The organism is Xanthomonas sp. WHRI 10204, assembly GCF_040202875.1.
In the GTDB taxonomy this organism is placed as follows: Bacteria; Pseudomonadota; Gammaproteobacteria; order Xanthomonadales; family Xanthomonadaceae; genus Xanthomonas.
Window position 1 is genome coordinate 1 of sequence record NZ_JBEGDW010000006.1, and the last position, 14,231, is coordinate 14,231.

Sequence of the window (14,231 nt, forward strand, 5' to 3'; positions counted from 1 at the left end):
TTAGGTGAGCAGCAGGCGATGGCAGCGGCCGCTGGCACGGTCATTGCCACCGGCAAGCAGATAGGCGATGACATTGCTGCCGCAGCAGAAAGCCAAACCAACGCCATCGAGGAGCAGTACAAGAATGGCCTAACCCAGGAGGGGAAGGAGAACTTTGCCAACTTGACCGAAGATCAACGCCGGGATGTATTGGCGCAGAGCAATCCCGCATACAACGCGGCGTATGAGGCCAAACAGCAATGGGGCATTGGCGGCGACTACAGCCGAGCGTTGCAGGCGGTGACGACGGCATTGGTCGGCAGCGTGGCCGGACAAGGTGCAGGACAAGTCGCCACCAACGCGTTGGCACCCTACGCCGCGCAGCTGATCGGCAAGACCTTCGATCAGAACCACGGCAGCGATCCTAATGCCGTGTTGCAGGGGCTGTCGCATGCCGTGCTCGGTGCTGTATTGGCACAAGTAAACGGAACCTCCATGGCAGGCGGCGCACTGGCAGGTGCTGGTGGTGAGTTGGCGGCAAAGTACTTGACCCAAACCCTGTACGGCGATGATCCCCGTGCCATCGACCCGGTAACCGGGAAGTTCAATCCGAACCTGCTGCCGGAACAGGACAAGCAGATGCTGGTGTCGCTATCGCAAGCCATTGGCGTAATCGCCGGCAGCATGACTGGCGGTAGTTTGGCTGATGCAGCGACGAGGGCGAATATTGCCAAGAATTCGGTGGAAAATAACTGGCTGAGCCAGTCAGAAGTCGATGCAGCTGACAAAGCAATCAAGGCATGCGGAACAGGCGACGCCGCGCTTAACTGTAAAAAACAAATCGTCGACGCAATGAACGATTTAGATAAGCGCCGCGACAGAGAATTGATGGATGGTAAACGCAAGATCACACAAGAAACGTACGATCAAATGCGTGATGCTGCAGCGATGTGCGGACAAGATGCCGCATGCAATGCGATTGAGAATGCGCGGATTAAAGATTTCGCCAAGACTCAATGGAATACGCTTACTGCCGACATAAAAGCCGTTAATGATCAGGGCATGCTTATGACGTCTGGATACTACCCAGACGGACGGTTTTCAGCACTGATGGATGGCTTTATAGATCGCGCCAAAGCAACCCCCGAGCGCGCAGAGGGCTTGTATGACTATGTAGCAGGTCGCGGCATCACAGGAATAGGTAGCGACTTATACAGCGGCGCTGCAGGCGCTGTATCTGGCCTATCCGACTGGTTTACAAGCGACATCCCCGCACATTCGATTGAGCAGAAAATCGACAACTTGGCAACTTTGAATGCAAACGAAATTGGAGGCCTGACATTCGACAACGCGCTCGGAACTTTGACCGGATTCGCTGGCAGCAAAGTTATACAACTCGTCGGAGGCAAATGGGTTCCTGTTGCTGGCAAGGCGCTAAACGACTTCCTTGACCGGCAAGCGTTGCAAGGCTTGAAAAACACCGGCGGGATGCATGGCACTGATGGTCGCATGTTGTTAGACCTCAACACTCTGACCAATGATCAAAAACGTGTTATGGCTGAAATGTTTGGTGAGAACAGCGTCAAAAATGTTCTTCCTGAAGGACAGAAACTAGCACGCATGCAAGGAGCCGGAACCAACGGCATTGACGACTTATTTAAGGTTAATCGCCCTGACGTAGACTTTGTCATCATTGAATACAAGTACGGCACATCTAGGCTTAAAGATACATTAGACGGCATGCAGGGAAGCGACACGTGGTCACTAGGGACCAGAACCGGCACGGACCGTATTGGGAATGCGGTTGGAAGTAAAAAGATTGCGGACGATGTTGTAGACTCCTTGGGCAGAGGAAGAGTGGAACGCTGGCTTGTGCATACCGATAGTAATGGCGGAGTTTCAATTGGCCTATTAGATAGCAGCGGAAAATTTATACCTCAACCGAAATCCAAGCTTTTTGGAGCCAACTGAAAATGATGAGAGATAGAAATGCAAGCAAGGCTTATTGGGACGAATGGGTTAGCTACCAGACAGCAAGCATAGATAAGCGAAAATCACTTGATTCGACTCCAGGCGGTGACCCAACCTATCGCCCACAGTATATTTATGGCATAGCAAATAAGTATAGAGAGCTGATGATCAGTTGCTACTCACGAGGCGACACCACTAGCACATTGAAAAATTACTTCTCGCCTATGCTTGATGCCTGGGAGCAATCGGAAATTCTTGGAAAAGATGTATGGACTGCGGAGGTAAAACGCACAAGGAATTCTTGGAAATTAAACCTTGACCATTATGTCAATTGTTTTTGGTTGACAGGCCTCGCGATCACACTGGAAATTCCTGAAAGCCAATGGGCTCGTCTTCTTAAGCTGATGGATAATTTTGGTGAAGATAGTTTGCTTGACAAAATTATCGCTTCTCGCGAAACCAATCGTTCCATTGCAAGTGATTTATGTTTTCCGACTGCGTATGCATCTCTACTTGCCGTGACTGACGCTCCAAAAGAACAGCAACCTATTTTATTGCGTGACTATCTCGACTGTTGGTTCGCGAATCTCAAGAACGCGGGCTCACCGAGTTTTCCTATTGATCACCGCACTCCTTACTGGTGGCAATTTTCTGCAGATTTAGATTTAGGAATTAAAAGTGGCTTCTACATGGGCTGTTGGTGTATTGAGGCAGTAGCTGTAGCTAAGGCCTTCAATATTGATGATAGTCTATGCTTAGATCATCCCAACTATCCTGGAGATTTGCTAAGGGATGGGCGTAGCCCCCGCCATCCGGACGCGGTGTCACCTTTTGAGCCAACCGCCGTTGCCAAAGGAGGAATGGCAGAATGGATAAAGAAAATCCTGCGTCGCGGCAATAAAAAGAAATAGTTTAGGCCAAATATGTTTCTTGCTTCAATCGTGGCAGCAAATATATTTTCTATTTAATGATTAAATTAATATTTCCTCAGAAATTATAATCATGGATAAATATTTTGAGGCGCGATCCAAAAGGCTCTCTTCTATATTGGAACACTTGGATAAAATTCCATGAGAAAATATCGATAAAATGTGGCCCAAGGCTCGCGGCCACTTCCAATCCATAAGTATAGACCGCAGTTTCTCTTCGAGATTTCCAGAAATTGTGCGAACCTAAACTCTTATCGTTATTCGCGAGACGATGAATTAGGCACGCTACTTCAATACTTTAGCGGCCTGCTTGAGGCCTGGGAAGAGTCTGTCAGCCTTGGCAAAAATACCTGGGATGCAGAGACGCAGTTCGCACGGACCTCTTGGAAAGTCAATATTGAATTATAATCTCTGTGCTTTCACCTTGCGGGACTGGCACTTCTGCTCGACATTCTCGATTCCCAGTGGCAACGACTGAATGCACTGATGGGAATGGCAACAATGTTGTAATAGTTGTTGTCAAAGACGGACCCCATGCGGGAAAAGTAATAGCAGCATTCATCCCTAATGAAAATTAATTAAAACTTATTCTTTCCAAGTAGGCCCAGATGAATTTTTCTGACTATGTGGAAATAGAAGGTACGGAATTATCATCAATTCTTTGCTACGGGGTTTTTCCGCCGAAGTATTTAGACAAAATAGATGTTGATCTAAACATAATAAACTCAGACTTTCAAAGAAACTATAAGCTTTCCGACCCAGAATGGCCGTGCGGAATTCTTCTAACAGAATTTCAATTAGTTGATTTTAAATATTTTGGTGGACAGGTCTGCGAATCTCTTTCCGCAATGTTTGACACTGGGCCATGTCTTGGAGCCGCGTGCATGTACGACGGAGCATTTATGGACTACACCGATATATTTAGCAATGAATTTTCGAACAGATTTATGCATTTTCTTTTGCTTCTAATAGCATGACAATTAATTTTGACTTGCAGCTACTTTCATCACTCGAGTGGAAGAAAATTATCGCGTCATGCAGGGAGAAGTTGAACATGACAATAGCAACTTAGTTTGGCTGAATTTTCAGGTGCTTGTCGCCTTTCTTCATAGCTGCGTTTTAACTCGCTTGCCAAGCTAACGCTCACACATCCGAGATTTTATCTCCTTAAATACTGGCATCTCGGTCACCGTGGGCGGCAGCCAGAGCGAGAGCGAGACCAAGCAGCGTAGCTCCACCTCGAAGGGCTCGACGCTGCAGGCCGGCGGCAACGTCAACCTGATCGCCACCGGCGGTGGTGAGGACAGCAACATCCTGGTGCGCGGCAGCGACATCAGAGCCGGCAACAACCTGCTGCTGGCCGCCGACAACAACATCACCTTGGAGGCAGCGCAGGACACCTTCGAGCAGCACAGCACCAGCAAGAGCAAGAGCGCGGCGATCGGCGTGGCGGTCACTTACGGCCCAGACGGGATGGCCGCCGGTATCACCGCCAGTGCCAGCGGCTCGCGTGGCAAGGCGGACGGTGAAGACATTACTCAGCGCAACAGCCATCTGTCGGCGGGCAAGACCGCAACGATCATCAGCGGCAACGACACCACCCTGAAGGGCGCTGTGCTCTCCGCCGACACGGTGCTGGCCGACATCGGTGGCGACCTCACCATCGAGAGCCTGCAGGACACCAGCACCTATGCCAGCAAGGACAAGGCGGTCGGCGGCAGCGTGACCTTCGGTCTTGGCTTCAGCGCCAGTGCCAGCTACAGCAGCAACAAGGTCAATGGCGACTTCGCCAGCGTCACCGAGCAAAGCGGCATCCAGGCCGGCGATGGCGGCTTCAACATCCGGGTGGGCGGCAACACCGATCTCAAGGGCGGCGTGATCGCCAGCACCCAGGCGGCCGTAGACGCCGGCGTCAACCGCCTGCAGACCGGTACGCTCACGGTGAGCGACATCACCAACACCAGTAGCTATGAGGCCAAGGGCATCAGCCTCTCGGGTGGATACAGCTCTGACGGCAAAAAAGGCAACGACAAAGAGACAAATCCCGGGAGTCAGACTCCCTCTACTGTCGACAAGGGAAGTACGTGGGCAGTCCAGAACTTTGGCGATGACACTAGCCTGGGGGCACCTGGCTTTGCCAGCGAGAAAGGAAGCGAAACAAGCGTGACACGCAGTGGCATCAGTGGAGGGGCACTAACCATCACCGATACCAACTCGCAACTCGCGCTGACGGGCGCAGGTGTCGAATCAGTCCTTGCAGGACTGAATCGCGATGTATTGACCGGGGACAGCGCAGCCGCTCTGACAAAGAATTGGGATCCTGTTGCTTTGGCAGAAAAAGTACGTAACGAGGCACAGATCACTGCGACCTTCACTGAACAGGCCCGCGGTGCCGTGAACAGTTATGTAGGGTCTAAAAAGTAAGCGTTGAGCAAACGCGAGCAGCAAGCGAAGACCACTGAAGAAGTTGCAGCAATTGCGACTGAGCTGGATGAAATCGAAACCCAAGAAAAGATGCTGAATATCCTCATTGGCGCGGTGACAGGATCGACGACTGGAGCTATCTCTAAAGAAGGGTTAAGCTCTGCCGCAGACTGGATGCGTGAAAAAATGAAAGAGAGTTCCTCGACGTTTGCAGGCGTCATAGATCCCGGTGCTGCAGTCGTCGATCCCACGTCAAAAGACCCGAATGTACTTAACAATGAGAATGGCCCAAGTGTGGGCGTTGATAATGATAGGTATAAATTGGGAGGCACCCGAATCGACTTGGATGCACTGTGCGGGCCTGATAATGGGCGTTGCTTGAAAAATCCGGATGGTTCATTGGCAATCGTCGACGGTTATGTTCAATGGAATGCCGAAGAAGCGGGTCAATCTCTTTCAGAATTCTTAAAAAGCAAAGAAGGCAAGAAGTTGGGCGGGCTCACCGGAGGTATTCAAGGAATACAGGGGACCTTGGTAGGCAAGCCATACGCTGCAGGTTCGTGGCAGGATAAACTGATAGAACAGTTTGCCGGCCCGCACGACATGATAGGCGGCCAATTGGCTGGATTATACGATTCCCAGGGAAACGCACTTCGCGATAGACCTGCAGCAGTAAAAATATTTCACGAGGCATGGACAGTAGCAGCTATTCCGGTAGCAGCACCATTTGCCATGGCCAAAGCACTTCCGCCTGATGTCTGGAATGCAATTTCAAAACTTGCATCGGGGTCTCTGTGATCATAGTTCGCTCAATCTTTATTTTGATACTCCTACAGATTTCCGGTTGCGTTATTGGAAACGGACGCATATGTGGACCACAGACACCACTTGCGCTGTGCGACAAGGAGGCGGAGAAGGCCTTATATCACCCTACTCCCCTCAGAGATTACTGGAGCAATACTGAGACGCAAGCCGGCGATCTGAAGAACGCTTGGTTAGAGTGCGGTGGAGATGAGCGCGGAGGCTACATCAACGCTCAACGCAGAGCTAGCGAAAGCAATTCTAGTTTTATGGAAAGAAATAACGAGGCGTTTGATTCTTTACAACGATGCATGATGGAAAAAAAATATCGTTACGATGGGCCCTGCGAGCCGCCAGCTTGGAGGGCTGCACCTGCGTGTCAGGCACGATTATCTGGCACTCAATAAAATTTTCTCTAACAGGAAATTAAGTCCTTATGTGGTAATCGACTAAGCTCCGTATCACTTTAAATTTGCGCAAGCGTGCGCAGGCGTCTGTGGTTCGCCTCTAGCCTTCCGTGCACAACGGTACCAAGATATGTGTGCCAGAAACTCCGCTGCTGCGATCTTTTCGATCCGGCGAGTCAGTCGCGCATCATCATTGTCGGGACGCTATTGATATAGAAACGATATTTTTTGACCGTCTACTACGCGCCCAATGAATCCGAACTCTTTAGCGGTCAACCAGATGGTCTAAGAATATCGGACACTGCGAGGGTCTCAGAGGCTTCCTAGCTGCACTCGTACTGCAACGATATCCACTGCCCCGAACGCGACGCGTTTCATCCCGATCGCACCTGGTTCGGGCTTGGACATCGCGGCTGCGAACGCACCGTGGGCCCGCACCTGTGCTGGGCGTCGTGGCGAGGCAAATCCGCCAGCCGCGCGATCAGCAATTATCTGCGCCGCAAGCTGAGTGCGTTGCCGATCTGAGATGGGCAGGTAGCAATCGTCGTCTGCAAGATCGCAAGTTGGTTGCTGCAAAGGTTGCGCACATCATTGAGATTGTTGCCGAGTACGACATCGGCTTGTGCACGAGCACAAGATGTACAACGCATACCGGCGTTAGGCCACACTAGTGCTCCACCTATGGAGTAATTGCGATGCACAAGGCCTGGTTACTGGTTCTGTTGGCTGTCTCGGCGATCGCGCACGCCTCGCCCAGCGATGACGACGCGGCAGTTTGCCGCAACGGCTTGTTCACCAGCAGCCCGTCAGCGTTTTCACTCGCGAAAGTTGTGGTGCCACGTCTGTACCTGCTCAAAGACAGCGATGGTTGTCCCGGCAAGAGCAAGGCGGCATGCCGGCAACGCAGCTACGTGGTGAAGGGCGATGTGGTGGTGCTGGCGCAGCACCGTGACGGCTACACCTGTGCGTTCTATCCCAACAAGGTAGGCGGCAGCGCCGGCTGGGTCGCAGAGCGCAACCTGCAGGCAATCACCAGCACTGCCACGCCACCCGCACGCGCGTGGAATGGCCACTGGCATGACGGCGACAACACGCTACAGCTGACCGCCAGTGGCGACGGCAGTGTCGCAGTCAATGGCGATGCCTACTGGCCCAGCGCCAACCCCAGCCCGGAACAGACGCCCGGCGGCCCGCACATCGGTGCAGTCACCGCACGCAGCACGCCGAACGGCAACCGCCTGGAGGTCAGCGAAGACGACTGCACGGTGTGCCTGCAGCTGCTAGGCGAGCTATTGATCGTGGCGGACAACCTGCAATGCGGCGGCGCGAACGTGAGTTTCAGCGGGGTGTATCGGCAGGATCATGCACGACGTCCTTGAGCCGCTTGCATTCCTGTCTTCTGGTGCGGCTCGCCCGCTTACTCTGCGACACGTTGCAGGATACTTTGCGCACGATCCAGCAGTTGCATGCTCTATTAGTCGATAACCTCTTCATAAGAATTGGTGCCAAGCCTTCGGATGTCGACGAAGCTAAGGTCCTCTTCTGGAGTTTCCACCGTGATCAACCGCTCTGTACCATCTTCATCGTGATATACGCCGGTTTCTACCGAAAAGGTGGGGTTCCATGATATCTCGTATATTGGCAGCGCCTGGCCTAAACGGTAACGTATAGCAAAAATAGCCAGCGGCTTCTGCTTGAGTGGGATCGCTCTTGCTAAGCGCCAGAAGTCCGCGCTTTTAGCCTCAAAAATATGTGATGCAAACTCAAGCACCGCATCCGCCTCGGCGAGAGCAGCATTGATTGTAAATTGGGCAACCTGCAGGCTGCGCTCCATTGACCATCGATCATTGTCGTGGCTCACGTAGATCATCGTACTACCATGTTGAAACTCACAGACCTGCGGGCTCACATGGCTCCAATGGCCATACATCGCGTCTTTGGTCAGATCGATTGATGCGCTTGCAGTTCTGGTTCGCTGGACAGTGTCTGGGAAATGGCCCAGCTGCCTCTTCTCGTTATGCTGTGGCCGTTTATCGACTGCAGGTAGACATTCTGAAATTCTTGCGGAAAGCCATCCGATATCGCCAGCCGATACGTCTTTTCCCAGCCAAACGAGTGCATAGCCTGCCCCGAACATGACCACGCCTATGAGCGCGAAAAACCATAGTTCCGGCCGCTTTAGCGTGTAGAGCACACTAGCCATCGTCAGCACCGCCGTTGCCGCGAACCAAACGGTAAGTACCGCCTGCACCAGTGGACTCATCGCAAATTTTCCAATGAGGAATGCGCCACCTTGCCGTGCTTCGAAGCGCCCATAGAAGTTGGGCCTAAACGCATTGTGCTTCATGTGCTGAACGCGGCGCAGCTCAACATAATCCTCGGAGACGTAGCCTGCCACCGGTAGTGCCACCATTGAATTCGATGGCTGCTTGATCAGGCGAGAGAGCTGCTTTGCTGACTCGCTGGGGCTACTACTACTCGGGAAGCGTGCCAACTCGCAGGCGTATAGCAGATGAAAGATCCGGTTGAACATGTGCAGAGCACCTTCCAAACTTAGTAAACAGAAACGAGGCAGTTGCCTTTTAAAATGAACCTGACACCGTTCTTTGGGCACGCCATCGGCTACTACAACCGATTGAACCGGTTCATCGTGATCTCCGGTTTGCCATGGATGTTTAGCCAGACGGTGTTCTTTGTCATCCTCTTTCCATCAGCGGGACTGCCTAGGTCCGCGCGATACGTGGCATTCCTTTCAGGTACAACGCAGTGACCATCACGTTCGATGCAAGCAGATATACCGCTGTGGTATCGACAGTAGGATATAAGTTGCTGAGCGGAGCGGTACCTCGGAGCGGATGCATCGCCGGATAACGGAGCCAGGTAGGGTTTTTAAGTAAACCCGACCCCGTTCTTCATTGCTTCGTGGTAATCGCGCAGCGCGCCTGCCGCGCCCACCGGGAACGCGGCCAACAACACAGGGGCAGAGTGCGCGTTCTTGCGGACGAACCCACAAAAGTTGCGGGTCCACTTCCCCCTGGCCGATGTGTAGCAACCCAATGGCACTGAAAAGCGTTGCGAGATGCTTACGGCAGACAGGGGTGTGGCGACAACCCCGCAACGCCTCAGGAGCAAGCGCTCTTCTGGGTCAAAGCGGGCAATCCCCGTTAAGGTGTGTAGCCCCATTGCGCGATGATGGCTTCCAAGACAGCTTGATTCGGTGCGCTCGCGCCTGGACATGTCATGAGATATGTCCGGCGTGCCGCAGCAGTGGCCGGCGGGTTGAAGGCCGGACTCCACACCTGGATGGCGTGGAAGACCCCGATGGGCGCTGCACATTGGGGAGTCGGAGCGCCGAAGCCGGACACGCTGGCCATGCAAAGAAAGACCGAGCAAGGATCTGGCGCCTGGGCGCGAGCCGGGGAGCTCAGGCCAAGGCCCAAAGCCGCTGCCAGTGCGAAATTGGCGCCAATGGTGCGTAGCTTCATGATGAATACATCCCTGATAGTGGTTAAAATGACGTGCTTGTCTCTGGGCGACTTGCGATAAGCGTGCCTCAGCGGCCCCGGCACCGCTAGCTATGGTGTCGGCTGGGTCACCTGATGTTCCGTCTTCGCCAGAATGGCGGTGGTCAGGTTAGCATGCGGAACGCGCGCGGTGTGAGGGTTAGGCACGGCCGGGTAGCGGCTGAGCGAAGGTGCGCTGGTAGCTAGTACAGTCCTAGGGCGCGACGCAGAAATGCCTACTTATCCATTGCTCGTTCTGTGATTGCGCCACAACCACGACGCCCGTGTTCATCAACGACATACCGTAGTGTTGTGAGGGCTTTATCGTCGCGACGGTCTGTGACCGTCATATCGACCGTTTCAAGATTGAATGCTGAGCCCGCCATGGATGCATGCTTGGCTCTATATGTCACTACGGCGTCTGCGGTTAACTTTGGAACTCCTCTGCGATTCCGCGAGGGACAGTGAGGTCGAATTTCAAGTGAACCCGACCTCGTTCTTTGGTTCGCTAAGCAAAACTGTTACTGTGCTCTATCCAGACTCGTGATCCTTCGCTGCGCGAATCAACGTAGCGAAAAAGGCTTGAGCAAGCACTTGATCGTCAAGGCTTCCATGACCTTGACGATCAAGAATTTCGGAGATAACAGAGTCAATTTTTCTAATTGAACCCGACCCGCCTTTCGCAGAGTCAAATTTCACTTTTGGCATTCCGGGCGCATAGAAAATGCGCTCGGACCCTACGGTCTAGTTCGGCTACCGATCATCTGCTACAGACAGGTATTCTTCGAGCGTGTTGGCGCGTTCGCAGAGACGAAAAATTTCGTTTTGCATGACTTGAAAATTGCTCACGATTTCGCTGCCATAAAGTGACGACTCAAAGGCCTTGCTGGTGCCGTGGAGCTCGAGCCAGGCGCGCTCTGCGCGAACCAGTTCGTCCTTGGACGTATCACGCTGCTTGCTGAGCAGCAACTTATACGCAGCATTCAAGCGCACGTCTTGTCTCTTCGTCTCCGTAGATTGGCACGCAGCAAGAGCGACGTTGTCTGATTCTGCTTCTTCGATGCATTCATAGAATGCACTGGTAATGCCTTTGGGCGCTTGACGCTTGATGACCTGCGCGGTGCTTTCAGATGCTAGCGCTCCCCCGTCAACAAAAAGGACGAGGCAGATGGCGAATATTGTGGCTGCTGTCTTCATGCAGTACAAATCTCGATGGGCTAATGGTGTTGAAGGAAGCGTCTGATCGGGGGGATGAGCCGAATCGTCCCATCCGCCATCGTTGAGCAGGCCAGGTTGAGGGGTGAGAAACACCTTGCATAGTATCCAGGCAAGTCGGTTGCAGGAAGCCTACCGATTCAACCCTCGGTGACCAGGCCTATCACCAGTTCACTGTCGCGCACGCTTACGTGCAACTTCTTGCCGATGGCGAAGCCCAGTTGTTCCAGCCAGCGGCCGCGCAGGCGCAGGGTGGCGACGGGATGTCGGGAAGTTAGAAACCGCATAGCGTCGGCAGGCGTATTTCCCCGAAGGGTGTTGTCAGCCGCCCTCCCGACGCAGGCATTGCATAGATTGCGTCACCAGCACCCAACGCCTAAAGCTGAATAAGTCGCCTGTTGAAGCCAATTTGGCTTAAATGATCTGTTAGACAAGCCGGTCGCTCTCGATTGCCTGCTCAAATGCTGCTATTGCTCGGCGTACAGACGGATGACGCTCAACCCATATCGCCCCGATGAAGTCTGCAACACTGCGATCGTTGAGTAGCGTTAGTACCGAGCCGTTCGCCGCTGCCTGGAGCAGCGCGTGCCCTTGATCAATCACATGCTCCACAATGTCAGACTGCTGTGGATCCATTCCCACCTCCCATTCCTTTTGAAGAACGGAGATGAGTTTCCCGGCCGCCCTCTCAGTGGCGGTGCGCGTACGGGGCATGCCTAACGCTTGACCCAAGCAGCGGGGCGTAAACCATTCCGCCTGATTGAACGAGTACGCATCACTCGCGCTAGCCCTCGCCGAAAACTACGCGTCGCCGGACTGCTGCTCGTAGCATCTGACATGATCTGGAAACAACTCTCCATAGAGGGGGTACGGGATGCCAAGAACATTGACTTCGATATAGGGCGGAGCAACCTCTGCCGAGTAGTCAAGGATCCCGATACCAATACAGGGAATTTGTATTCCGGATTCCGTTTGAGCATGCAGATGAAGTGATGACTGATCAGCGTGGTTGATCTGACACTCTCGCCGTATAGAAGCATATGCTGGGCTTGGCACAAAGAGGCCAGAAGCGACCCCCATTGGGGGATCGCCATGTTCGAGCATGGAATGGCCAACCAACACCTCTTGTGTATAGATGGAAAACCGTGGCATTGGGTGTCACCTCATGCTGGAAAGATGCCGAACCAGGAATCGAGTCCTGCTTGTATGATCCGATTGGCCATATTTTATTCGCACACACTGAGCTGATCAGTGACCGGGTCAGATTGTGCTCTGAAGTGAGTCGGACCGGTTTTCCACGCTGCACCACCAAAGCCCTTTTTCCGACTACTCAGAAGCCAACTAACAAAACGCCTCGACGAGCTAACGCAAGAACGAGAACCGTTAACGCCGCCAATGCAGTTAGCCCGAAGGCTACCCAATAACCTACGGGGTCATCGTGTCGATGCAAGCCAGGCAGCGCCAAACGGGTCACGGGATAGCCGGTGAAGAGCTGCAAGGCAAGTAGCACACCGCAAAGGAGGACAAACAAGATATCTGCAGTTTGTTCGGCTCTTCCCAGTATGCCTAGGCCGCCCACGACCAGCGCGCTCGCTATTGCAACTGACGCGTAAAGCTTTTTTGATCTGTCGGAGTTGCGATGCATGAAGTTCAACTATTGGGCCCTCGCCCGGACGCTGCGCAGGGTTATCCTCTGCCAAGCACTGGCCGTCGTCAATTGCCATCGTGTCGACTCCTCGCAATTCAGTGCCAGCTAAAAATAGAGGTCTGCAGTCGATGCTGATCACGGAACTCGGCGAGCGTTAGCCGGCCCAGGCTGTCGTGCGGTATCTGTTGGTTGTAGTCGGCCAGCCAGTGTTCGGTCTGTTCGCGGACCTCGCTCAGCGTGCGGAAGATGTGCATGTCCAGCACGCCGCGCCGGTAGCTGCCGTTGAAGCGTTCAATGAAACCGTTTTGCATCGGCCGTCCCAGCTCAATGAAATCTAATGCGATACCTTTGCGCTCAGCCCACTCGACCAAGGCCAATGCGACAACTCCGGGCCATTATCCAAGCGAAGCTTAGCGGGATAGCCGCGCCAGGCTGCGATGCGTTCCAACGTGCGGATGACGCGGGCCGCCGGAAGATTCAAGTCCACTTCGATCGCCAAGGCTTCCCGACTGAAGTCGTCAATGACATTGAACGTGCGGAAACGCCGACCATCCCACAGCGCATCGGACATGAAGTCGATTGACCATCCAGCATTGGGTGGCTCTCCGCATGCCAGCGGCTGTGGATGGCGCGTCGGGACCCGACGCCTGCTGCGACGACGCTGACTAAGCTTCATCAGGCAATACACGCGCCAGACCCTCTTGTGATTCCACACATGTCCGCGACGGCGGATGATCTGAAAGAGCTTTCCAAAACCACGCTCGGGAAAACGCTCGGCCAAGTCGGACAACAGCGCAATGACCTCCTCGTCGCGATCGGGAACACGCCGATAGCGCGCTGTCGAGCGAGCCACCCCAACCACCGCGCAGGCCCGGCGCTCGCTCCAGCCATGTTGATCGGTGAGCCAGACAAGAAGCGGGCGGTTGTGCGCTGGGTCTACAACTTTTTTGCGATGACATCCTTGAGTGCATGGTTTTCCATCGCGAGCTCGGCATACATGCGTTTGAGCTTGCTGTGTTCGGTCTCCAGGTCGCGAAGGCGCTGCACATCAGATGCCTCCATGCCACCGTACTTGGACTTCCAGACATAGTACGTCGCGTCGGAAATACCCAGCTCACGGCACACACCCTTGACCTGGCGGCCGCCCTCAACCTGCTTCAGCGTGGCGACAATTGGCTTTCTGTGAACCTGCTCTTGCGCATCGTTGGTCTCCTTGGTGGCTAGTGTGCCGGAGACCTGTAGTTATGGATGGATCAATTTTACGGGGAGTCGACAGTAAGACCACCACGGCGGCAGCACTCGGCATCAACACCGATGCAACTGCGGCGCATGAGGCGGTGGCCACGTTGCCGGA

Annotated in this window: 10 protein-coding genes and 2 pseudogenes; 7 read left to right on the plus strand and 5 right to left on the minus strand. The window is 53.7% G+C overall.

From position 1 onward, the window contains the following. From ABQZ00_RS23695 to ABQZ00_RS23725, 7 genes and pseudogenes are all read left to right on the plus strand, one after another. A partial coding sequence (locus ABQZ00_RS23695) for a VENN motif pre-toxin domain-containing protein (protein ID WP_323539626.1) occupies nucleotides 1-1,950 on the plus strand: 1,950 nt, incomplete at its 5' end. Between the two features lie 2 nt (nucleotides 1,951-1,952). After that, on the plus strand, nucleotides 1,953-2,861 hold the full coding sequence (locus tag ABQZ00_RS23700; RefSeq protein ID WP_323539511.1) for a PoNe immunity protein domain-containing protein: 909 nt from the start codon (nucleotides 1,953-1,955) through the stop codon (nucleotides 2,859-2,861). A gap of 626 nt (nucleotides 2,862-3,487) precedes the next feature. Next, nucleotides 3,488-3,856 (plus strand): hypothetical protein, encoded by a 369-nt coding sequence (locus ABQZ00_RS23705; RefSeq protein WP_323539512.1) that lies wholly within the window; start codon nucleotides 3,488-3,490, stop codon nucleotides 3,854-3,856. 214 nt (nucleotides 3,857-4,070) lie between these two features. Next, nucleotides 4,071-5,303 carry a hemagglutinin repeat-containing protein gene (locus ABQZ00_RS23710; RefSeq protein WP_323539513.1) on the plus strand — a complete coding sequence of 411 codons (1,233 nt, stop codon included), beginning with the start codon at nucleotides 4,071-4,073 and terminating at the stop codon, nucleotides 5,301-5,303. Nucleotides 5,304-5,306: 3 nt separating this feature from the next. Continuing rightward, nucleotides 5,307-6,101, plus strand: a complete 795-nt coding sequence (locus ABQZ00_RS23715) for a hypothetical protein (protein ID WP_323539514.1) — start codon at nucleotides 5,307-5,309, stop codon at nucleotides 6,099-6,101. A 755-nt stretch (nucleotides 6,102-6,856) separates the two neighbouring features. Further along, nucleotides 6,857-7,036 (plus strand): annotated as a pseudogene (locus tag ABQZ00_RS23720) (hypothetical protein); the annotation flags it as partial. A gap of 170 nt (nucleotides 7,037-7,206) precedes the next feature. Then, the gene (locus ABQZ00_RS23725) at nucleotides 7,207-7,890 is read left to right on the plus strand and encodes a hypothetical protein (RefSeq protein ID WP_323539515.1); all 684 of its coding nucleotides are present in this window, start codon (nucleotides 7,207-7,209) and stop codon (nucleotides 7,888-7,890) included. A 95-nt stretch (nucleotides 7,891-7,985) separates the two neighbouring features. Here ABQZ00_RS23725 and ABQZ00_RS23730 read toward each other — a convergent pair whose 3' ends face one another. The 5 genes and pseudogenes from ABQZ00_RS23730 to ABQZ00_RS23750 form a co-directional block, all read right to left on the minus strand. Beyond that, complete coding sequence (locus tag ABQZ00_RS23730; RefSeq protein ID WP_323539516.1) at nucleotides 7,986-9,044, minus strand: hypothetical protein; 1,059 nt, start codon at nucleotides 9,042-9,044, stop codon at nucleotides 7,986-7,988. Between the two features lie 1,723 nt (nucleotides 9,045-10,767). Next, nucleotides 10,768-11,325 carry a lysozyme inhibitor LprI family protein gene (locus tag ABQZ00_RS23735; RefSeq protein WP_323539517.1) on the minus strand — a complete coding sequence of 186 codons (558 nt, stop codon included), beginning with the start codon at nucleotides 11,323-11,325 and terminating at the stop codon, nucleotides 10,768-10,770. A gap of 44 nt (nucleotides 11,326-11,369) precedes the next feature. Continuing rightward, the gene (locus ABQZ00_RS23740; protein ID WP_323539518.1) at nucleotides 11,370-11,516 is read right to left on the minus strand and encodes a SymE family type I addiction module toxin; all 147 of its coding nucleotides are present in this window, start codon (nucleotides 11,514-11,516) and stop codon (nucleotides 11,370-11,372) included. 139 nt (nucleotides 11,517-11,655) lie between these two features. Beyond that, on the minus strand, nucleotides 11,656-11,865 hold the full coding sequence (locus tag ABQZ00_RS23745) for a hypothetical protein (RefSeq protein WP_323520939.1): 210 nt from the start codon (nucleotides 11,863-11,865) through the stop codon (nucleotides 11,656-11,658). Nucleotides 11,866-12,972: 1,107 nt separating this feature from the next. Continuing rightward, nucleotides 12,973-14,079 (minus strand): annotated as a pseudogene (locus ABQZ00_RS23750) (IS3 family transposase). Nucleotides 14,080-14,231 lie beyond the last annotated feature (152 nt).

Excerpts from the sequence above, each read along its gene's own strand:
- ABQZ00_RS23700 (WP_323539511.1), top strand. The coding sequence starts at position 1,953 with ATGATGAGAGATAGAAATGCAAGCAAGGCTTATTGGGACGAATGGGTT.
- ABQZ00_RS23705 (WP_323539512.1), top strand. The coding sequence starts at position 3,488 with ATGAATTTTTCTGACTATGTGGAAATAGAAGGTACGGAATTATCATCA.
- ABQZ00_RS23725 (WP_323539515.1), top strand. The coding sequence starts at position 7,207 with ATGCACAAGGCCTGGTTACTGGTTCTGTTGGCTGTCTCGGCGATCGCG.
- ABQZ00_RS23730 (WP_323539516.1), bottom strand. The coding sequence starts at position 9,044 with ATGTTCAACCGGATCTTTCATCTGCTATACGCCTGCGAGTTGGCACGC.
- ABQZ00_RS23740 (WP_323539518.1), bottom strand. The coding sequence starts at position 11,516 with ATGCGGTTTCTAACTTCCCGACATCCCGTCGCCACCCTGCGCCTGCGC.
- ABQZ00_RS23745 (WP_323520939.1), bottom strand. The coding sequence starts at position 11,865 with ATGGATCCACAGCAGTCTGACATTGTGGAGCATGTGATTGATCAAGGG.